Source organism: Paenibacillus sp. 203 (assembly GCF_037027525.1).
GTDB classification, from domain to species: Bacteria; Bacillota; Bacilli; order Paenibacillales; family Paenibacillaceae; genus Paenibacillus; species Paenibacillus polymyxa_B.
The window spans coordinates 392,903-414,251 of record NZ_JAXCHD010000002.1; the positions used below are offsets into that span (position 1 = coordinate 392,903).

Annotated in this window: 17 protein-coding genes; 6 read left to right on the top strand and 11 right to left on the bottom strand. The window is 45.5% G+C overall.

Features of this window, described 5'->3' with window-relative positions; translation table 11 throughout:
* Positions 1-2: 2 nt before the first annotated feature.
* The 7 genes from WA407_RS05005 to WA407_RS05035 all read right to left on the bottom strand — a co-directional run bounded on the left by WA407_RS05005 (position 3) and on the right by WA407_RS05035 (position 6,641).
* Entirely contained in the window at positions 3-1,256 is a 1,254-nt protein-coding gene (locus tag WA407_RS05005; protein ID WP_235308090.1) for an MDR family MFS transporter, read from the bottom strand.
* Between the two features lie 54 nt (positions 1,257-1,310).
* Positions 1,311-3,026 (bottom strand): ATP-binding protein, encoded by a 1,716-nt coding sequence (locus tag WA407_RS05010; RefSeq protein ID WP_235308089.1) that lies wholly within the window; start codon positions 3,024-3,026, stop codon positions 1,311-1,313.
* Between the two features lie 48 nt (positions 3,027-3,074).
* Complete coding sequence (locus WA407_RS05015; RefSeq protein ID WP_235308088.1) at positions 3,075-4,139, bottom strand: cobalamin B12-binding domain-containing protein; 1,065 nt, start codon at positions 4,137-4,139, stop codon at positions 3,075-3,077.
* A 192-nt stretch (positions 4,140-4,331) separates the two neighbouring features.
* Complete coding sequence (locus tag WA407_RS05020) at positions 4,332-4,793, bottom strand: MarR family winged helix-turn-helix transcriptional regulator (protein WP_013309820.1); 462 nt, start codon at positions 4,791-4,793, stop codon at positions 4,332-4,334.
* 199 nt (positions 4,794-4,992) lie between these two features.
* Entirely contained in the window at positions 4,993-5,442 is a 450-nt protein-coding gene (locus tag WA407_RS05025) for a VanZ family protein (protein WP_336076896.1), read from the bottom strand.
* Positions 5,442-6,110 carry a ribose-5-phosphate isomerase RpiA gene (gene rpiA / locus WA407_RS05030; RefSeq protein ID WP_235308087.1) on the bottom strand — a complete coding sequence of 223 codons (669 nt, stop codon included), beginning with the start codon at positions 6,108-6,110 and terminating at the stop codon, positions 5,442-5,444. Before rpiA ends, WA407_RS05025 begins: the two co-directional genes overlap by 1 nt.
* Before the next feature lie 60 nt (positions 6,111-6,170).
* Positions 6,171-6,641 carry a GNAT family N-acetyltransferase gene (locus tag WA407_RS05035; RefSeq protein WP_235308086.1) on the bottom strand — a complete coding sequence of 157 codons (471 nt, stop codon included), beginning with the start codon at positions 6,639-6,641 and terminating at the stop codon, positions 6,171-6,173.
* Between the two features lie 467 nt (positions 6,642-7,108).
* Between WA407_RS05035 and WA407_RS05040 the strand changes: the two genes are divergently transcribed.
* The 3 genes from WA407_RS05040 (at position 7,109) to WA407_RS05050 (ending at position 13,831) form a co-directional block, all read left to right on the top strand.
* Positions 7,109-8,878: a methyl-accepting chemotaxis protein gene (locus WA407_RS05040; RefSeq protein ID WP_061831317.1), complete on the top strand. Its 1,770-nt coding sequence runs from the start codon at positions 7,109-7,111 to the stop codon at positions 8,876-8,878.
* A 139-nt stretch (positions 8,879-9,017) separates the two neighbouring features.
* On the top strand, positions 9,018-12,713 hold the full coding sequence (locus WA407_RS05045; protein WP_336076897.1) for a non-ribosomal peptide synthetase family protein: 3,696 nt from the start codon (positions 9,018-9,020) through the stop codon (positions 12,711-12,713).
* Positions 12,714-12,832: 119 nt separating this feature from the next.
* Complete coding sequence (locus WA407_RS05050; protein ID WP_254327897.1) at positions 12,833-13,831, top strand: polysaccharide deacetylase family protein; 999 nt, start codon at positions 12,833-12,835, stop codon at positions 13,829-13,831.
* A gap of 91 nt (positions 13,832-13,922) precedes the next feature.
* Here the strand turns inward: WA407_RS05050 and WA407_RS05055 are convergent, their stop codons facing one another.
* Positions 13,923-14,543 carry a TraX family protein gene (locus tag WA407_RS05055; protein ID WP_235308083.1) on the bottom strand — a complete coding sequence of 207 codons (621 nt, stop codon included), beginning with the start codon at positions 14,541-14,543 and terminating at the stop codon, positions 13,923-13,925.
* A 23-nt stretch (positions 14,544-14,566) separates the two neighbouring features.
* Positions 14,567-15,244: a CBS domain-containing protein gene (locus tag WA407_RS05060; RefSeq protein WP_336076898.1), complete on the bottom strand. Its 678-nt coding sequence runs from the start codon at positions 15,242-15,244 to the stop codon at positions 14,567-14,569.
* 218 nt (positions 15,245-15,462) lie between these two features.
* On the opposite strand from WA407_RS05060, the gene fsa reads away from it, so the two are divergent.
* The 3 genes from fsa (at position 15,463) to WA407_RS05075 (ending at position 17,969) form a co-directional block, all read left to right on the top strand.
* Positions 15,463-16,110 (top strand): fructose-6-phosphate aldolase, encoded by a 648-nt coding sequence (gene fsa, locus WA407_RS05065; RefSeq protein ID WP_013309811.1) that lies wholly within the window; start codon positions 15,463-15,465, stop codon positions 16,108-16,110.
* Positions 16,111-16,312: 202 nt separating this feature from the next.
* Complete coding sequence (locus tag WA407_RS05070; RefSeq protein ID WP_336076899.1) at positions 16,313-16,768, top strand: MarR family winged helix-turn-helix transcriptional regulator; 456 nt, start codon at positions 16,313-16,315, stop codon at positions 16,766-16,768.
* Between the two features lies 1 nt (position 16,769).
* Positions 16,770-17,969, top strand: a complete 1,200-nt coding sequence (locus WA407_RS05075; protein WP_336076900.1) for an MFS transporter — start codon at positions 16,770-16,772, stop codon at positions 17,967-17,969.
* Positions 17,970-18,060: 91 nt separating this feature from the next.
* On the opposite strand, the gene WA407_RS05080 is transcribed toward WA407_RS05075, so the two are convergent.
* Together WA407_RS05080 and WA407_RS05085 are read right to left on the bottom strand one after the other, a co-directional pair.
* Positions 18,061-19,371, bottom strand: coding sequence for an MFS transporter (locus tag WA407_RS05080; RefSeq protein ID WP_235308079.1), 1,311 nt, complete (start codon positions 19,369-19,371; stop codon positions 18,061-18,063).
* Positions 19,372-19,460: 89 nt separating this feature from the next.
* Positions 19,461-21,179 carry a methyl-accepting chemotaxis protein gene (locus WA407_RS05085; protein ID WP_336076901.1) on the bottom strand — a complete coding sequence of 573 codons (1,719 nt, stop codon included), beginning with the start codon at positions 21,177-21,179 and terminating at the stop codon, positions 19,461-19,463.
* Between the last annotated feature and the right edge of the window lie 170 nt (positions 21,180-21,349).

Genomic DNA, 21,349 nt, shown 5'->3' on the forward strand with positions numbered 1-21,349 from the left:
TTTTATGATGACAGTTGCTGCACCGATTTTCCTCCCTGAGCCGCGATCCGTGCTGTACGCTGCACCAGACGGCGGCGTGCGACCAGAAGGAATGGAATACCAATCACAACCGACAGGGCAACCGGAACAAAAACGGCAAGCGGCGCCGTTTGACCATAGATATCCAGCAACCAGCCACCAAATAAAGGAGCCAGCACGCTTCCCAAATTATTAAAGCCGATTGTACCGAAGTAGGTCCCTTTATATTGAGCATCTGCAATTTGGTCAATCAATACGTCCAGCATCGTGAACAATAACACTTCACCAACCGTAAACAGCACCATATCCAGTATAAACATCCAGCCTGAGTTTAGCATACCGCACAGCAACAGGCTGACCGCAATACATATATTCCCTGCAATCAAGGAATTCACCGGGGAAAATCGGCTTGCCAGTCGCACCAGCGGATATTGAAATGCCAATACACAAACCGCGTTGACCGTCAGCATGTATGTAAACCATCGGGTTCCTTCTGCGAAGGATAAGGACAAGAATTGAGGCATTGTGGAATTGGAATGCGCATAGCCCATCACACAAAATACCGTTCCCAGCAAAATTGGCATAAACACCGGGTCACGGCTGGCTGTACGGAATGCCTCACCCATTCGCAGTGGAGCCTCTCCCGCTGTTGTACCTATATGCAGATCCGATGCATACCGGGCAAATTGGATCAACAACAGTACCCCGTACAATGCGTACACACCAGCAGCTACCATAAACGGCGTACCCGTGGATGCAGATCCTAGCATTAAACCAAGCAACGGCCCTGCCACCACCCCAACATTAATGGCCGCATATCTCATATTGTAGATAAGCAGTCTTTTCTCCTTCAGGGTTACATCTGATAACAGCGCCCGTGAGGTTGGCTCGAACAAGGATCTGCACAGGCCATTCAGAGCATTAATGACAAAAAAGGCCCAGGCCGCTTCCGCCAACGCAAAAGCAACGAATACAAGCGCCCAGCTCGCAATGGACACCAGCATCACCTTACGCCGTCCGATTCGATCTGAAATATATCCACCGTAAAAACTGGCAAAAATGCCGACCAACGAGCTGACCGATACGATCACCCCCGTATGAAAGGGGGACACCCCTAAACGGGTGGTAAGGTAAATAGACAAAAACGGGATACTCATGGATGTCGCCATCCGCCCAAAAATAGTACCGACAATAATCGTCCAGGCCAGCGGGTGAATAGAACGCAACTGTTCTTTCATATATGTCTCTTACGTCCTCCTTCCGTATGCAAGTCTAACAAGGGGGAAACCTGGCTAGCACTGGTGAATATAACGTTCCAGTTCTGAACACGTTGCTTGATAGACAGATTGGAGCGCAGACAACTTCGCTTTCGCATTCTCGAGTCGGTTCTCCCGTGCAAGCTGTTCAATATCGGACAGCAACGAGGACAAACGTCCGACACCCAGACTCACGCTGCCTGATTTCAACTCATGAGCAGCCTCTACTACTTTTGTAACTTCGCCCGCAGCAGCCAGTTCATTTAACTTATTGATTTTGGCAGGTGTATCACTCGTATACATTTCGACCAATGACTCCAGTAGTCCCGTGCTGCCATCCTCGTCCAGCAGCATAATTTCACGTATAACTTCCTCATCCAAAATCGGCTCGGTTTCCGGCTTTGGAAGCCATTTTACAAGCTTTTCAGAGAGCTTTTCAATCGTTACTGGCTTCATCAAGTAATCGTTCACTCCAACCTCCTGGCTCCGTGCCTGATCCTCCTCGGATACATTTCCGGTCAAAGAAATGATCGGTACAGGGGGTTGCTGGTTTTCTGCTTCCCGCTGGCGGATCGCTTTTGCCGCATCATGACCATTCAGCAGAGGCATATGATGATCCATTAGAATACAAGCGTAGGATCGTTCGGAGGCCGCTCTTACAGCAGCTTGTCCATCCTCAGCAAAATCAATATGCTGGAATCCCAGGTGGTTAAGCTGTAATTGCACCACCTGCCGATTCACCCGATTATCCTCAGCTACCAAAATAGTTTGAGAATGACTATGCTCACGCAGCAACTCGCTAAATGCCTTCAAATCACCATTTTCATGCTTCTCCATTTCGTCTGCTTGCTCCGATCCTTTCATGAGGGGAATTTCAAACCAGAACGTAGAGCCTTGGCCTTCTTTACTGACGACCCCAATTTTTCCCTGCATGAGTTCCACAAATGAACTGCATATCCATAGCCCTAAACCCGTTCCTCCATATTGGGAGGCGCTGCCTTCACCGGCTTGTACATAAGGCTGAAACAGCTTATTCTGATCCTCCGGTGAAATACCAATACCCGAATCCTGCACCTCAAACCGAACACGTTGGGAATCTTTTGTTTCCTCCACCAATTTTGTTCGAATGATGAGCAATCCTTCACTGGTAAATTTATTCGCATTGTTCAACAGATTGAGCAAGATCTGCATGATCCTTGCCGAATCTCCCTCCAAATGCTCTGCCACACCGGAATCGGTCTCTATACTCAAACGGTTACCCATCTGATAGATTTGTGGCTCCAACAACTGAGCAACGTGGCTCATAATCGCCTGAACTCTGACGTTTCCGATCTCCAGTTCCATCTGTCCTGCTTCCACTTTAGATATATCGAGCAGATTATTAATCATGTTCAACAACAGAGAGGCTGACTCACGTATGACATCGATGGCCTGCCGTTGATCTGGGGAAAGTTTGGATGAACCTAACATTTCAATCATTCCAAGTATTCCGTTCATTGGCGTTCTAAATTCATGACTAACCACAGCCAGAAAAGTGCTCTTTAGGTCATTAGCCCGTACCGCTTCTTCCTTCGTCCGTGTTAATTCCGCATTGCTTTTGGCAAGTTGACGCTGCAGATTGACCAGCTCGTTGTTCATTGATGAAAATTCATTCAGCAACTTTTCTTCCTCGGCCTTGCTTTTCACAATCTCATCCGTTAATTGTTCGACCGTTTTCCGCAGGACAGCCATTTCTGCTGTCGGTTCCTTCATATTAAAAGGCCCCCTTTACAAAATGACTACAGGTTCACATAACTAACCTTATTTCCTGAGCGAAAGTAAGTCCCCTGCAACCTCCAGCGCTTCCTCTGCACCTGGTGCGTATCCGTCCGCCCCTACTTCCTGCCACAAGTGGGAATCGAGATTAAAAGGCAAGCCTCCGACCATAATTTTCACATGGCTAGTCGTTGGGTCTTGCCGAATGAGAGCAATCAACTCTTTCACTAGATGGACATGGTAAGCCATGGTAGCTGAGATAGCCACCACATCCGCCTCGTAACTCACAATGGCCTGAAGCAGACTCCGATTAGGTACATTGGCGCCTAAATAATACGTATCCCAACCATCCATTTCAAATATATCAGCCAGCATACGCAGACCAATTTCATGCTGCTCGCTGCCTACACACGCCGCCACGAGGCAGCGTTCCTTATTTCCATTTCCCATCCATTGGGGGTACAGGCTGGAAATAATAAATTGAGTCACAGCAGTGCAAAAATGCTCTTGACCAACGGTGATTTTGCCTTCATGCCATAGACGACCTATTTCATATTGCGAAATTTGAAAAATATATTTATACGTATGTTGAATAGAGATACCCTCATCCAGCAAACGGACGATCCAATCCAAAGCCTGTCTGCGATTACCTGAGAGTAAATGTTCCAAATATTGAGCCACGTCAGCAGCATAGGGATTATCATCTGTAATAAAAGAGGCATACTCCTCTTTCTTCCCTATTTGCTGTATCCCCAAATCCAGATGCTCCAGCACCATAGCTTTATCTGTATGATCGAAGTGCTCTACCAACGTCTCCTGGATTAATCTGAAATTGATGCTCAAGTCTTCTTGGGTTATGCCGAAACCCTCCAGAAGCTTTTTTAACCAAGAAACATACTGTGTAAATAAAATAGGGCTGTTCATGATTACACTTTCAGCTAAATAGTTCAAACTATATATAGAATCCTGTTTTGTCTTTATTTTACCGTTATCCCCAAAACGCTGCAAAAGATCGGGCTGTAATTCGTATTGCTTATGGGTAACTAATTCAGCCAAAGCTCCTGCTTGCATCAATAGCGATTCACCTGCGGTATATTGCTGTATACTCATGTACAGCTCCTTCCCCGACAAGGTTTTGTATTCGAAACAGGTACTAGGAATTTGTTCCGGACGTGACTATTAGATAATTATACCTGATTTACGCCTCTACATTAACCCTACTCCCCCAAAATACGACAAAAAAATAAAATACCGAGAAGTCGGTATTTTATCTAAAGCAGATTTAACCTGCACACGCACAATTTATGATCCGTTACTCTTCTGTCCCTCAGCCGTGAGTCCAAGCTTTTTTAACAGATGAATAGCCTGCTCCTTCTCTTCCACAGATAAGCCATCTACGGTCTCCATAATGACACGATGATGCTGCGGGAATATTTGCTCAAAGAAATGGCGTCCATCATCAGTCAATTCTGCATAAATCACACGCCGATCATCTTGTGATGCACGACGGGTAAGCAAGTTTTTTTTCTGAAGTTTATCTACCACGTACGTAATATTCCCACTAGAGATTAGTACCTTTTCTCCAATCTTCTGCAAAGGCTGTGGTCCCCGATAATACAGCAGATCAAGCACTCCAAATTCTGTTGTATTTAAACCATGACTATGAATGTCCCGATTCGTACGGGACGTGACCGAATTATAAGCACGAGCCAGAACAACGAACAAATTAAGCGCTAAGTCCTGATCATCTGGTTTTACAGACATATTAACAGCCTCCGTTACTCATATCTTTATTCCAAGATATCTTAATTGTGCACTTTTGTCAAGTTTAAGCGTTCCTTCCCCTGCTCCTACGGCCTATAAATGGAGGAATTACCGTCTATTATGTGAAGGTTACAGTTCATTATGTAAAAAAAGCCCGCTCTCAGTCAGTCTTAATGCACTGATCCAGAGAGCAGGACGATTATGTTGTAATCCCTAACTTCTTACGTAAAAACATGTAGGCAACACGGCCGCATAATACTCCCAGAACGTTCAATATGATGTCATCTACATCCATTGTACCTGCGCCCAGCAGCATTTGGGACACCTCTAGAATGACCAGTGCGATCACTATCGTTAACAACAGACTGCCTATACTTCGCATGGACACCCAAATGATAGGCACAAGAATACCGAAGGGAATGAATACGCCAATATTGCCGAGCAAATTAACACCCCATACCCGAAAAGGAAACGACTCCATTGCCCGCCAGTATTGCCTGATCGTATCAAACGGAACAATATTATACGAATACGGGGGTCCTGGCCGTAATGTACGACCAAAACCGAGAAACATCCAATATAATAGAAGCCCTGTATATAAAATCAATAACATCAACGCCACATGATGAAGCAGGCGGGTCCTAAACATTACTTGTTACGGACGTCGATCTGTCCATTGGCCCGTGCGATAATAACTTGGTCCGCCATATTAATGAACAGTCCGTTATCGACTACACCCGGAATTTGATTCAAGCGGCTTTCCAACTCCTGCGGATTCTCAATCGTACCATAGCGACAATCAGCAATATAATTACCGTTATCCGTAAGGAAGCGCTCGCCGTCTTTCATACGCCACTCCGCTTTACAGCCCGTCTGCCGCAAAGCCTCCAACGTCCATTCACTGGCAAAGGGTACGACCTCAACGGGTAAAGGAAATGCACCCAGTACCTTCACATCCTTGGACTCATCGACAATAATAATTAATCGGTCGCTATTGCTTTCCACAATTTTCTCTCTCAGTAAGGCTCCGCCTCCACCTTTCACCAGCACCAGCTGCTCGTTCACCTCGTCTGCACCGTCGATGGTAACGTCAAGCCTTCCAATCTGATCAAACGGAATGATGGGAATTCCCAGCTCCCTGGCCTGATCCTCCGAAGCTTGGGATGTAGCTACAGCCTGTATATGTAATCCTTGCGCTACACGCTCACCAATTTTTTGAATAGCCCAAAAGGCTGTCGAGCCTGTACCAAGTCCTACTTTCATGCCGTCCTGAATCGCCTCAACTGCTTTTTCGGCTGCTTTTTGCTTCAAATTCATTATCATCTCTCCCGCTATATAGGCTAGTATTGATCATCATCCATTTTATAAGAGAACGCTTTATAATAACAGAGACAGCTTTTTACCATAACACAGGCTGTTTTCATCGTGTTCATACTCCCCAAATCGTTCAATAGGTTCGTATCCCCGCTTGGTATAGAGAGCAATCGCTTCAGGTTGAGCCGCTCCGGTCTCCAGTTTAATCCTTACAACTCCCCGTTTGCTGGCTTCCTCTTCCAAAAAAGATAATAGGCTCACCGCAATTCCTTGTCTGCGATAAGAGGAATCGACATAAAATCTTTTGAGCTCCATTTCTTCCGCATCTATAGGCCTAAGCCCTCCACAAGCCACCGGTTTTTCGTCCACATACACAACAGCGAAAACCATTTCTTTAACTTTCGGATTGGTAAAATCGACCAAGTAAATTTCGTCGGCAGGATACCTTTCCAGCAAGTCCTCATCCAGCCTTTGAATCAACTCATGCAAATCCTCGTGATGACTCTCAACCTTTAAAATCGTAAGCTTGGACATTCTTCTTATCCCTCTTCTCTTTGCATAGATATAAGGACTCATTTCGCAAACAATTTACAAAAACCGCGATAAATCAAGCATTTCCAACGTTAAATATGAAAAATGTCCCAAATTGATAAGTGCATTTGACTCTATTATAAAGTATGATGGTTTCTGTTGAATAGTTGCTTATGGACTGTAATGAAGTCGAATTTCAAGTAGAAGTATAAATTGGAATATACTGAATCACAGACAGCGTTTACCTATTAAAAATTAATTTTTTATTGTGTAAGGTATTCATTTCAAGGGCTTTTCGTACGACATATATATAGGGATATCATACTTGTCTGCAAAAGGACTTAAGACCTATTACATAAAATTCAAGGGTCTATTATCTCGATTATTATGTTTGTAAGGGGAACTTGATTATCTCATTCGATAAGCGGTTCAACACCATATACAAAAATACAACCAGGGAGTGGAACATTTTGAAAAAGTGGAGTAGCTTATCATTCTTCACCAAAAACTTATTATTATCCTTCTTCAACATCGTATTGATTGGGCTAGTCCTTATTGTGTCTAGCTATTTGATCCAACGTACGATTTTGATAGACCAATTGCATGGGCAAGTGGAAAAAATCACATTGAAGTGGGCCCAGGGCATTAATTCCGATGAAGTAACCCAAGCGGTTCAAGAGAAAAACTATGATGGACCCGTTCAAACCAAACTCCGCACGTACCTAGATAACATCATGGCGACCAATCCGAATATCTCTCATGCCTATATATTCGGGACGGAGCTCGAAAATGGCAATCTAACTTCTATTGTGGCGATGCCAACGGATCTCAGAGAAGCATTTGAAAAAGATAAGCTGCTCGTTGGCTCTATGTACGAGCAACCCAATGTCGTGGCAGTCGGCGTAACCGGTATGCTGGACAGTGGCAAACCAACATTTACCAGCTTCTACGATGATTCTTTTGGTACATGGACGACTTTGATGACTCCGATTAAAGATTCAAGTGGCAAAATCTTTGCATATTTTGCAGTCGATGCAGATGCTGGCGCCGTACCTGCCGGCTTAACCAAGCTGCTCATTAGCGGCGCTACCATTTTAGTGATTTTCCTACTAATCTGCCTGGCGCTTCAATATTGGGTTGTGAAGCGCACGCTGTCCCCGATTAAGCAACTGATGTACGGTATCAGTGAAGTAAGCAGAGGAAATCTGGATGTTCAAATTCATGCAGGTCATGATGATTTGGGGCTCGTAAATCAGAATTTCAACGATATGGTAAGTCATATTAACAGCATTATGACCAAAGTGAAGCAGACAACTGATGAAGTTAATGAATCTGCCAAGGAACTACTCGCAATCTGCGAACAAAACGGAATCAACTCCAACATCATCAATCAAAACATCAGTGAAATTACGGAGAATATCCGTTCGCAGGAAAAAGCAACAGGCGATAGTGCACGTGCCATGGCTGAAATGGCTTCGGTAATTCAAAATATTGCCACGAGTTCTTCCAATGTTGCGGAAGAAGCCAATTCGGTAGAAAAACGTTCTAACGAAGGCAATGAGATTGTAAGCAAGGTATCATCTCAAATGCACTTGATTACCGATACAGTCACCAATACTTCCCGTATCATCAAGTTGCTGGACAGTCGTTCGCAGGAAATTGGCAATATCATCAGTACCATTTCAGGCATCTCCAGTCAAACCAACCTGCTCGCTTTGAACGCTTCTATTGAAGCTGCGCGCGTTGGTGAAGAAGGTAAAGGCTTTGCCGTTGTTGCCAGTGAAGTACGTAAGCTGGCAGAACAATCTGCGGATGCAACCAAACAAATCACGTCCCTGATTGAAGAAATTCAAAGTGAAATCGGACAAGCTGTGAAGTCGATGGAGCAAGGAAACGTTGAAGTTCAAAACGGAATCGTCGTTGCCGGACAAGCAGGCGTGCTGTTCAATGATATTCTTCAAGCAACTAAAAATGTAGCATGGCAAATCCAAGAAGTTTCCAGCGCTACTGAGCAAATATCTGCGGGTACACAGGAAATGACCGCGACAGCAGACGATCTTTCTTCCACTGTAACCAAAACAGCCAATAACAGTGTTCACATTGTGCAAACGGTGGAGGAGCAAAAAGCTTCTTTGGATTCGATCATTGATTCATCCCATAAATTGACGTCCATGTCTGAAGAGCTTCAAGAAATTACATCTTATTTCAAAATTGCAGACACCAACCGTACCAAATCATAATAACCATTTATCCGCTCCAACATTTATAAGTAAATCATTCGGTAATGCCTCCCTCCTGTTCATGCATTTGAAGGGATCGGAGGCATTTACTGAGTTTACCATTTATATTAAGACATCATACATTCAGGAGGTTAGCGTAATGGCTTCATTACTACAAAACAGCACACAGACAACCCCATCCCCATTCCTAGTTCCCTTGGATTGTGCACGTATACAACGCACGCATACATCCTCTACTTATCAAGTAGAGTTAGAAGCGTCCATCTCGGAACAATTAAATCAGCAAAAAACTGCGGAAGACAAACAAGCGTTGCTCCTATCAGCATATACTGCATGGGTATATCGCCTATCCGCAGAAGAAGAAGTTTCTTTTTCTACATTTGTGCCACAAACCGGTCTGCTTACAGCTTCGCTGACAGTTGAAAAGGAAACGACTTTTCATGAACTAGCAGACTTATTTCAGGAGATGCTCCGTGAGCCTAATGCATACCTTGCAGAACCACAAGCCGATACTTCATTTTCGGCAAATCTGCCTACGGACAGCGGAGTAGAATCCCGTATTATGGACTGGGCTGTTAGTGAACACAATGGCACTTATCAAATACAGATCCGATATGATCAATCACTCTTGCTGGAAACAACGGTTGTCCGATACGCAGAATACTTTGAAACTCTTTTGCGCGGCGCGCTAACCAACAGCCATGCACTTGTGAACTCCATTGATATATTATCAGATGCAGATCGAGCTGCTCACGAAGCTTTAAATAATACAGTCGTGAAATATCCTGAGCATCAAACTATTCATGGAATGTTTGAGGAGGCTGCTTCACAATACCCTGATCGTCCGGCTATTGCTTCCCACACTGGAGAGTACACGTACCGTGAGTTGAACGAACGTGCTAACCAAGTCGCACGTGTCTTGTTATCTAAAGGTCTTACCAAAGGTGAATTCGTGACTATCTTCATGGAACGAAGCTTGGAGACCGTTATTTCCCTTCTGGGTATCCTGAAAGCCGGGGGAGTGTATGTGCCTGTTGATCCCGCCCACCCCGCCGACCGGAGCAGCTACATTGTCGAAGACACGCGTTCTCCTTTTGTCTTAACAACTTCCGCACTCATGGAACAAGCGACTGAACTGTGCGGTTCCATTGAGACGGTAAAAGAAATTTTAGCAATTAACGGACCACTGGCAGGCTATGCTGCAAGCAATCCAAACGTTAATGTAAGTCCGGATGATCTAGCTTATGTCATCTATACATCCGGCTCTACAGGCAAACCGAAAGGTGCCCTGATCGCTCACCGCGGTGTCGTTAACCTAGGAGCTGTCGTGCAACGCGATTGCGACATTACACCTCAGGATGTATTGACCCAATTTGCAACCTACAGCTTCGATGCATCCGTTTGGGATACAATTGGAGCCTTGTTTTACGGTGCAAAATTGTACTTGCTGTCTGCCGAAGAACGTGTATCTGTTGAAGAATTCGCTGAAGCCATTGCACGTACAGGCACGACGATTATTACCATTTTGCCGACCGTATTCTTTAATCAGCTATCTACGTACTTGTCAGACGAAGGTTATCGCAAACTCGCTAAGGTACGGATCGTTACCGTGGCAGGCGAAGCGCTGTACGGCTCACAAGTTCGAGCGTTCCAAAGCAAATTCGGTACAGATACCGACATCGTAAACGTATACGGACCGACCGAATGCACCGTAGCGACGACGACCCATCGAGTCCGTGGTGCCGTGCCTGAGCATGTCGTCAATATTCCGATCGGCAAGCCGATTTACAATTACAAAGTGTATATCGTTAACGATGATAACAAGCTTTGCCCTGTCAATATTCCGGGCGAAGTATGCATTGCTACGCCTGCGTTGGCCCATGGCTATCTCCATCAGCCAGAACGTACAGCCCAATCGTTCGTGGACAATCCTTTTGTTCCGGGTGAAAAAATGTACCGCTCGGGTGATATCGCCAAGCTGCTGCCAGACGGTACGATTGAATACGTAAGCCGCAAGGATTCACAGCTCAAAATTCGGGGGAATCGGATTGAAATTGGAGAAATTGAAGACCATTTTTCCAAACATCCAGGTGTTCAGGACGTCGCTGTAGTAGCCGTCAAAGATCACACAGATCAGAACATGTTAGTTGGCTATTTTACCACTTCGGATGGACAATCCATTCCACAAGACGTTATTCAGTCTTATATTGGGGGCAAGCTGCCTTCTTATTTTGTACCAAGCCATGTCGTTCATCTAGAAGCCATGCCAATTTCACCAACTGGCAAGATCGATCGCAAAAAGCTGGCCCTGCGACCACTTCCCGAAGCGTCTGATCTTTCATTTGGCGGGGAACCTCTCCGAGAAGGAACCGAAACACTCATTGCCGAAGCATGGACTCAAGTGCTTGGTAAAAATAACATTGGCGCTACCGATGATTTCTTCCTGATCGGGGGCGATTCGCTTCGTGTCATTCATGTGCTGGCTATTCTAAAACCGCGCTATGGCGCGTTGCGCATCGGAGATTTTTTCCGCTACAAAACCGTTCGCGAGCTTGCTGAATATGTGGAACAATTAGGTACGGAACAAACGCCACAACGCAAGCCACTCGCGATTTCTCAAGAAAAAATGGACTTGAATGAGCATCCTATTGAGTTGTCTGGTGCTTCTGACTTAGCTGAAGTCCGCGACTTGCGCGTGATTTTGTTGACCGGTGCTACAGGCTATCTGGGCTCGCACATTCTGTATGACCTACTTCAACGGACAGAAGCCAAAGTATACGCGATGGTACGCCCTTCTCAGGACGGTCCATCCGGTATCGAGCGTATTCAGTCCGTATTGACGGGATATTTTGGACAAGATATCTCCAGCTTGATCGAAGGACGGGTAAAAGCTGTCTATGGGGATCTGGAGCAAGCTGATCTGGGTCTCTCTTCCGTCGACCGCCATATGCTGGAGCACCAAATCGACGGCATCATTCACAGCGCCGCTGACGTTCGCCATTTTGGTGATTCGGTAGCCTTCGATCGCACGAATGTAACCGGAACACTGGAACTGCTGAAAATCGCTCAAGCCAAGCCAGGAGTATCCTTCCATCATGTCTCTACTATGGGAATACCGGAGGATCTTGCTAACGAAGGAAAATGGGAGTCGGTATTGGAGCTTTCTGCCTTCCCAGAAGAACTGAACGTGGACAACCTGTACACGAACAGTAAACTCTCGGCGGAGAAGCTGTTGTTCCAAGCAGCTCAAGCGGGTACGCCTGTCTCGATCTATCGCGCAGGCAATTTGACAGCCCATTCGGCCAACGGACGCTTCCAGCGAAATATCGACAGCAATGCTTATTATCGTATGATGAAGGCGATGCTGCTGCTGGGCAAAGCGCCACAAGCCGATTGGCATACGGACTTCACACCGATTGATTACGCCAGCCGTGCTATCGTAGAGCTGTCCGTTCATCAAAAAAGCGCAAACCGCATTTTCCATATCTGCAATCCGAACCCACTGCCATATGATGAACTGATCGCTATGGTAAACCAACTCGGTTACGCAGTAGAAACTCTGCCTTTTGACGATTACAGCGCTTGGCTGCTGAATCCGTCTTCCGGCATTCAGGAGGATGCCCTTCACCTTGCTATGGGACAACTGGAAGGTGACGGAGCCAAGGATTCAGCTTACCGTTACGGATGCTCTGTAACCGCAGCTCTGCTGGAACAAGCTGGCGTTCAATGCCCGGTAACCGACCTTAACTTTATTCGGAACATGATCCAGCATGCCGTCGAGATCGGTTACTTCCCGACCTCTTCATCGGTATCTGTAAAAGCAACACAGAGGTAACAAAGTTGTGATATTTCCCCCGCATGTTTTCGGTATGATAGACTAGATTTTGCTAGTTTCATATTTAGTATAAACCTCTATACTTTCAGAATTTTTTTGCATGCGGGGGATGTCATTCAATGAAACACACTTTTTTTAAAAGAACGTTGCTAATCATAAGTTTGTTGGCTATTTTAGGGATTTTGGTGTATGAAGCACGTAGCATATACCACACCCCTACAGTTAAAGGGACTCATCGTACACGTACAGCTCATGCAGATCGACTGGTACGCCATTTATTCTCACTGACGCCTACACCAGATAAAGTATATTACCAAAACAAAGTAATTGTCCTGATGTATCATGAGGTGACCAAGACTCCACCTGATCCCGGCGCTCTCAAGCTTAGTAATTTAACGAGGCAGTTGGACGAAATGAAAGCTAACGGCTTCCACTGGATCACGATGAAAGAGTATACGGACTTTATTTTACATAAAGCCAAGGTTCCTGATAATGCAGTACTTATGACATTCGACGACGGATATGAGTCCTTTTATACGGACACTTTTCCTGTGTTGAAAAAGTACCAGGTACCGGCAACCAATTTTCTTATCACGTCCACGATCAGCAATCCCAAACATATTGGAATTCCTAAGCTGACATGGGATCAAATTCATCAGATGCATGCCGAGGGTATTGATTTTTACAACCATACCAATGACCAGCATGCTTACGGATACTCCAACACAGCGCGCACCAAACAAAAGCCACTTCTGATGGGTCCGGTGTATTCGAAAAAGCTGGGGCGAATGGAAACCGAGAATGAATTCAAACAGCGGGTTTATACCGACTTGGGCATGGCTGACAAGAAGCTGTTTAAGCATCTACACAATGATCAGAATGTACTTGCCTTCCCTTATGGTGGGTATACCAAGGAGACGCTGGAAGTTTGCCGTTCCTTGGGAATTGACGTTACGTTCACGGTGAAACGGGGGATTAACTCGCCCGGGCAAACAAACGGCTATCGCGTCAATGCAGGTGGAATACATAATATTCCAGAAGTGTTGGTGCAATACATGAAGGAAGGTGCTCCCCTTCGCCCACTTCCTTTTGCCCAAGGTCCCAACAAGGTATCCTAAACGTTGGCTAGCTTAATAAAGGAAAACAAAAGAACCTTTAAAACCATTTATGTTGTGGTTTTAAAGGTTCTTTTGCTGTATAAGATATAGATTAGGGCCAGATACGAATTGCCGCGATAACAGCCAGATGTACCGGGTAAAAGCTACGCCACAACCAGCGCGGTACCTTATTATAAAATCCGCTTTCTCCAGTTGCAAAACATACGATCAGAATGCTGGACAGCAGACTAAAGTGTTGGAGATTCGCGTGATGCACTATATCATACACTACGTTCAAAATAAAATGGGCTGCAATCATCATATATGAACGGGTGTATCGATAAATGAGAACCAACAGCAGTCCATAGGCTCCGTAATCCATCTGGCTGAGCTCCATAACCAGAGCTGAAAGGACGTACAGAACCATTACAGCCGTCCAGTGCTTCAAGCGGGATGCAGCAGCCAGCGCGAACAATGAGGCCAATAGCGTCCAGATTACGTTCGGTCTAAGCACATCAAACGCTAGCATATAGGGAACTTGAGATATCAGAGCCAGTCCGAGTAGACGGAGCATATAGCTCCGTATGTCTCGGGTATGAGTATATCCCAAATACAGCGCGTACGCGTAGATTGGAAAAGCAAGCCTGCCGGCAATTCTCCAAGCTGGATCCGTCGGAAAAAACACAAGTCCGACATGGTCAATCAGCATCGTCAGCATGGCCAACCAGTACATACAAGGCCCCCTTATTCAATGTTTTACGTTTTTTCTTCTGTCAAGCTCAGAATGGCATTCATGATATCCGTTTTCGTAACCCGTCCTACCAACCCCCGAATTGGAGTTGAGGAGCTACATTGCTCGTCCAAAACTGGAAGACAATTGACCTGATGCCGAATCAGTCTCAATATCGCTTCCAGTAAAGTGTCTTCTGGAGCAAGCGTCGTCATTTGGGCCCGGCGCGTCATGGCCATGGTCACCGGGACGGTGTGAAGATCGGTATGCCCCAGCATGACCTTCAGCAAATCCTTGCGGGTAACAATCCCAATGAACTCCTGCTCCTCCCCTGTGACCATCAGCGTGCCTGTATTTTGCTGAAACAACATCAGCACCGCATCATAGGCGGTCGTGTCACCGGAAATCAAAATCGGATCGCTAAGTATATCTGCCACAGTCAGCTTTTTGAGCATGTTGCCGATATGACTATCATATTTAGGATAACGTCCTGGCAGGTAGCCTACCTTCGGCTTGGCATCCACCAGCCCGAGCATAACGAGCAGAGCAAGGTCAGAACGGAGAGTCGGACGCGTCAGTCCCAGTGTTTCAGCAATTTTATCCCCCGTAACAGGTGCCAGACGCCGGACAATTTCAACAATTTCCCGCTGTCTTTCAGACAGTTGAATAGTGATTACCTCCTTATGGAGTGGGGTAGTATACATTATAGACGAGCATGGATCGGTAAATTTCAGCTTCTTCCGACAATTCATCAAATTTTAATCATACACAGCTTGTTTTCGAATTTAAAATGTGTCACAATTAAGAATGTAATACATACTAATTATAAGTTTAACGTGTGCAATATGCTACATTTAAATGAACTATTGTACATCGCATGTGATATGTATTATGTATTATATAAACCTGAGGAGGAAATCAAATGAAATTTTTCTTGGATACTGGTAACATTGAAGAAATCAAACGTATTGAACGTTTGGGTCTGGTTGATGGTGTAACAACGAACCCTTCACTGATCGCTAAAGAAGGTCGAGTGTTCAAGGAAGTCATTCAGGAGATTTGCAGTATCGTTGAAGGTCCCGTAAGTGCTGAGGTTATTGGTCTGAAGGCTGAAGATATGCTCAAAGAAGCTTATGATATCGCCAAGTGGGCACCCAACGTGGTTATCAAGCTTCCGATGACCGAAGACGGCTTGTACGCTTGTAACGAGCTGACCAAGAACGGAATCAAAACGAATGTAACACTGATTTTCTCCGCGGCTCAAGGTTTGATGGCAGCCAAAGCTGGCGCTACTTTTATCAGCCCGTTCGTAGGACGTCTGGATGATATTGCTGTTGATGGTATGAAGCTGATTCGTGAGCTGAGACAAATTTTGGACATTCATGGTCTGAAATCCGAAATCATCGCTGCATCCATCCGTAATATTAAGCATGTAGAAGATGCTGCTCTGTCTGGTGCACATATTGCCACCATTCCAGGTTCCTTGCTCCCTTCTCTGTGGAAACACCCGCTGACAGACAGCGGTATCGAACGCTTCCTGAAGGACTGGGAAACTGTACCTAAAGCTTAATTTTCCAGTCATGGCAAAACGATACTATATCAACCCAAACAGCCCGTATTTTACGGGCTGTTTTTTTTGTTTTGCTTTAGTGATGGCAGAACCCAAAAGCTGAACAACTTTCTTTGACAAAATAACTTGTTGTTCATATAATTGTTATAACAACTAATTAATTTCGAAGTAATTTATGTACGGGAAACAGAAAGGAGTATCTATGAATAACTTGCCTTCCGAGTGTTCCATTGGGATGTTACTCGGGATTACTCACCGCAAAATGAGTCAGCAGCTCTTGCAGCGCCTCAAACCTTATGATATATCCCCAGAACAATGGTCGGTTCTGTACCAAATCTATCAGGCTGAGGGTTTAAATCAGAAAGAAATTGCAGCTAAGGCCGTGAAGGACCAGCCTACCACGACTCGAATTATTGATTTGTTGGACAAGAAGGGCTGGGTACGGCGTGTCAATAGCCCACAGGATCGTCGGGCCTATTTGCTTCATTTGACTGAAGCAGGCCGACAGCTTGTGGAGGAGACTCTTCCTGTCGAACGTGATGCCAATCACGATTTTGTAAAAGGAATTTCCTCGGCCGATCTGAAGCAATTCCGCCAGACTCTTTTACAAATTCACGCCAACATGACCGAATCAGAGAAACAAGGAGAGAACGATTAATATGCAACAAGGCAAGCAACCTCTTTGGACCAAGGAATTTATCGTTCTTACGGTTTCCAATTTATTTTTATTCCTGGAATTACAGATGATCCTATCTTCCATTCCTTCTTATGTGAAAAATACATTCCACGCTAGTTCCGTTCAGGTGAGTCTCGTTACCACCTTATTCGCTTTAAGTGCGATTGCAGCACGACTCTTTTCAGCCCGTATGCTGGAAAAAGGACACCGCAGTACCCTGATCTTCGTGGGCCTACTGTTTGCATTGGCAGGAACGCTGGGGTACAGTGTTTCACCTACGATTACAGTGCTTCTGCTCATGCGGATGTTATTTGGGATCGGCTTCGGTATGAGTAGTACAGCCTTTCCAACGATGGCCTCTGATGTCATCCCGCCCAAACGTCTCGGTGAAGGAATGGGTTTCTTTAGTCTGTCCACCAGTCTAGCGATGTCGATTGGGCCAACCATCGGCATTTCGATGCTGCAATACGGGAGTTTCAACCTGCTTGCCTATACGACAGCAGCTGTAATTGTTGTGATATTCCCGTTGGCTTACTGGCTGATTCGTACACTACCTAAGGGGCACATCGAACCACCTATGGTTCCTTTGGAAGAAGGGCGAAAACCGGCATTTAACCGTAAATTGTGGATTCCCGCCTTGTTGAACATGCTGATGTCTATCACATATGGTGGGTTACTCGGCTTTATGGCGCTTTACGGGGATGAAGCAAATCTGGCGCACCCTGCCTACTTTTTCCTGTTTAATGCAGTATCCGTGCTGATCGTGCGTCCCTTCTCGGGCCGTATTTATGACAAAAAGGGGGCAAAAGCACTGCTCATCCCCGGCTCCCTGTTTTTAATTGGCGGTCTGATCCTGCTATCCTACGCGCACAGTGATGTCTTCATGTATATGTCTGCTCTTTGCTACGGTATCGGGTTTGGTGTCATGCAGCCGACCCTGCAAACTTGGATGATTCAGGTCGTGTCTCCTAAACAGAGGGGTATGGCAAACGGAATGTTTCTCAATTCCCTCGATTTTGGGGTTGCAGCCGGAGCGCTTATACTTGGCATTATCGCCAAAGCAAGTGATTATGCGTGGATGTACCGCCTCTCCTCGCTGTTTATTGTACTGTTCTTACTGATCTATGTCATACAAATCGTCGCAAGCCGTAAGCCTAAGACACATGCCCCTCTAGAAGGGTAAGTCTATGATATACAAATGAATATTAGTTTATACTTGCTCAGTTTTCAAAAACACCCGTTGCCATAATTTCATGGACAACGGGTGTTATTTCTTATTTCACAGGAGCTTTGCGTCTTAGCTTGGGAGAAAGAGGCTTTTCTCGGGACACATCGGTTAGCCCCTTATCCACATTCATAGGGTCAGTGGATTTGTCATCTGTGGGTTCATCCTGCTTGGGTCTGACCGCAAACAGCATCAGCATAGCTGCAATGCCTCCCACTGCGGCCATCACGCCAAAAAGCAGACCATGTCCACTGCGACCCAGCAGCAGTGAAACAACCGGAGGGCCTAACGATACCCCGACAAAGCGCATGCTGCTATACAACGAAGTAATGGTTCCGCGCTCCTCTTTTTCAATTCCCTTCGTAATGAGGGAATCCAAACAAGGAAGTGCGAGGCCAATCCCGCCGCCCCCTAACGTAAACAATCCGATCACCGCATAAATATTTTGGAAAAATCCGAGAATGGCAAAGCTGATCGTCAATACGGCCAAACCACTGAAACCGATCCACTTCATGCGCTTTTTGTGCTTGCCGATGATCTTGCCTCCTACATAAGAGCACAGACAGAGGGAAATCAGCGGAATGGCTAACACAAAACCTTTCCATACTCCATGGAGGTTGTAACGACTTTCCAGTATGTCAGATAAGTAAAACAGGACGCCAAAAATGACAAACATACAAATACCGCCCATAGCAAAAATAGCATAGAGCCAGCGTCCTTTTTCGGCAAGCACCTGCTTCACATTACCCACAAACTCTCGAAACATAATCGGTTGCTTCTTACGCTTAGGCACATGGATCAGCCAAAGCACTAAAATAAGCGAAATCAGACAGAGCCCCGGAATCACCGCCAATGGCAAAAACCATAGAACAGCTCCTAACGCGGCACCGAGTATCGGACTTAACACTTTACCAAATGTGTTGTAGGTCTCAACTACCCCTAGGTTTTTGCTGGCCTCATCCTCGTTTTCGTACAGATCACCCACAAGTGGAATGACTATAGGAAAAGCCCCTGCCGCTCCCGCACCCTGAAGTAGACGGCCTGCAATAATGGTCCAGTAAGCTGCCAAGTCGTGAAGCAGCCATGCTCCCACAGCAGAAATCCCCCCTCCAATCACAGTCAGAATCAGACAGGGAACAATCACCGCCTTACGGCCAAATCGGTCGGAAAGATAGCCCGCAATCGGTATCAGTAAAATGGCCACCACCGCATATACTGTAATCAACATGCTAATCTGAAAAGAGCTTACATGTAGCTTACGTCCGATTTCCGGTAAGACTGGAATCAGCATGGAATTACCCAGCGTCATCATCAGCGGGATGGAACCTAACGCAAGCAGATTCCCTTTATTTTGTTGCATCCCGTTACCACCTTTGCAAAGTAATAACACAGCTGTTCTGATTCGTTCAACAGATGTTATTGTGTTTACATTGGTGGCAATTTATGCGGCTACACTTTAAATCCACCGACCCTTGCATTCAGAAGTTGCGACATATCCGCCAGTGTATGAATGGAAGACGCAATTTCCTCCATGGAAGCCAGTTGCTCTTCAGCCGCCGCACTGACACTCTGGGTTCCCCCTGCCGACTGCTCTGCTACTTCACGAATACGTTCTACTGCTTCCACCATTCGCTCGGATCCGCCGGACATTTGTTCTACAGACCGATTTACACTATGAATCTGTTCGCTGACCTGTTGAATGGAACTCCCAATCTGACGAAACGCGGTTTCTGCGGATTGCATGACCTTTACTCCAGACTGCACTTCAACCGTACCTGTCTGCATACTGGAAGCGACATTTCCAACATGCTCCTGAATATTTTGCACAAATTGTGTAATTTCTGCTGCTGAAACGGATACCTGCTCGGCCAATCTTCTTACCTCAGAGGCTACAACAGCAAATCCTTTCCCCTGCTCTCCGGCTCTTGCCGCTTCAATCGACGCGTTGAGCGCTAGCATTCCTGTCTGTTTGGCTATTCCGGTAATGACAGCTCCAATCATGCCAATCTGTTCGGCCTGTTCACTAAGTGAACGCACAGCACGTGCAGAGCTGTCTACACTTTCGCTTACCTTTTCCATCTGACGCATAGCCTGACCTATAGATTGTTCTCCTGCTTCTGCATCTTTAGCGGCTGTATCAGATAACTCGTACACCTGCTGGCTCGTAGCTGCAATATGCTCCAGTTCGTGGGCTAGCTCTTTCACGGTATCTGTAGTTTGTGTAATATCATCGACCTGATGCTCCATACCAGCCGCTAGCTCTTCCATTACACCGGAAGTATGACGATTGGCCTGATTCATTTCCTCTGTACTTACGCTAACCCGCTCTGCGGTTACGGTTAATGTACGCGCCGTATCTTGAGCATCCACTATAATACTGCGGAATCCCTCAATAAGCTTGTTGTAGGAGCTTGCAATCATACCGATTTCGTCTTTGGACGTAATATCCAGTCGGCTACGCAAATCTCCCCCACCTTCAGACATTTCCAACAACTGCTCATTCATATGGTGTAATGGACGAATGGAACGAATCAGCACGATGGATTGAAAAATACTGTAAATGATAACTAGAAGTCCTACAACACTCGTAATCAAGGATGTATTCGTCATCGTTTGGTGCGCTTGCTGTACTTTCACCGTCACCATATCCTCTTGAGCTTTGACAAAGGCTACTACCTTGGTATCAAGTTGCTTGCGCAACACCCGTTCGTTTTCAAAATCATCGAGCAAATCAGAAAATGGCGGGAAAGCATCATCTCTTGTACTCTGATACCCCGCTGTAGTCAGTAAGCGATGAACTTGATTCATATAGGTATTAATTCCCGTCTTGAGATCAGTCATCTTTTTCTTAGAATCCTCATTACCTGTACTAAGCAGAGCTTCTGTCTCCTGTAGCAACTTTGCAACTTCACTCTGCTTGTTTCCGATCTCTCGCCCGTACTGTTCGTCACGAGTTAGCAAATATGCCCGCTCATCATTAGATATACCGTTTAACAAAAATTGAAGAGACTTCGAGTTATACGCAATAGCCTCTTCACGATTCATAATGTCCTTGTACTCATTCTCACTATGTACGCTTAAAATGTAATTGGTCAGCAGCATGGCTGCAATCACACTCGGAATCAGTATCGCGCTAAGAATCATTTTGGCCTTAATGGTTAAATTCATGAATCGGTCCCCCAGTTATTTCTGAATAAAATGTCCAACTTACTATATATCGTTTTATTTGACTGTTTTTTTGAATGAAACAGAAAAAGTGTATAGATTTTTAAATATATTTGTGTCTATTCAGTGAACATATATATTTTTTTTAATATCAAAAAACAAAAAAATTCAAA

Coding starts and splice junctions, on each gene's coding strand:
- WA407_RS05045 (WP_336076897.1), top strand. CDS start 9,018: ATGGCTTCATTACTACAAAACAGCACACAGACAACCCCATCCCCATTC.
- rpiA (WP_235308087.1), bottom strand. CDS start 6,110: ATGAATTTGAAGCAAAAAGCAGCCGAAAAAGCAGTTGAGGCGATTCAG.
- WA407_RS05010 (WP_235308089.1), bottom strand. CDS start 3,026: ATGAAGGAACCGACAGCAGAAATGGCTGTCCTGCGGAAAACGGTCGAA.
- WA407_RS05035 (WP_235308086.1), bottom strand. CDS start 6,641: ATGTCCAAGCTTACGATTTTAAAGGTTGAGAGTCATCACGAGGATTTG.
- WA407_RS05050 (WP_254327897.1), top strand. CDS start 12,833: ATGAAACACACTTTTTTTAAAAGAACGTTGCTAATCATAAGTTTGTTG.
- WA407_RS05070 (WP_336076899.1), top strand. CDS start 16,313: ATGAATAACTTGCCTTCCGAGTGTTCCATTGGGATGTTACTCGGGATT.
- WA407_RS05025 (WP_336076896.1), bottom strand. CDS start 5,442: ATGTTTAGGACCCGCCTGCTTCATCATGTGGCGTTGATGTTATTGATT.
- WA407_RS05060 (WP_336076898.1), bottom strand. CDS start 15,244: ATGTATACTACCCCACTCCATAAGGAGGTAATCACTATTCAACTGTCT.
- WA407_RS05020 (WP_013309820.1), bottom strand. CDS start 4,793: ATGTCTGTAAAACCAGATGATCAGGACTTAGCGCTTAATTTGTTCGTT.
- WA407_RS05005 (WP_235308090.1), bottom strand. CDS start 1,256: ATGAAAGAACAGTTGCGTTCTATTCACCCGCTGGCCTGGACGATTATT.
- WA407_RS05075 (WP_336076900.1), top strand. CDS start 16,770: ATGCAACAAGGCAAGCAACCTCTTTGGACCAAGGAATTTATCGTTCTT.
- WA407_RS05085 (WP_336076901.1), bottom strand. CDS start 21,179: ATGAATTTAACCATTAAGGCCAAAATGATTCTTAGCGCGATACTGATT.
- WA407_RS05015 (WP_235308088.1), bottom strand. CDS start 4,139: ATGAGTATACAGCAATATACCGCAGGTGAATCGCTATTGATGCAAGCA.
- WA407_RS05080 (WP_235308079.1), bottom strand. CDS start 19,371: ATGCAACAAAATAAAGGGAATCTGCTTGCGTTAGGTTCCATCCCGCTG.
- WA407_RS05055 (WP_235308083.1), bottom strand. CDS start 14,543: ATGTACTGGTTGGCCATGCTGACGATGCTGATTGACCATGTCGGACTT.
- fsa (WP_013309811.1), top strand. CDS start 15,463: ATGAAATTTTTCTTGGATACTGGTAACATTGAAGAAATCAAACGTATT.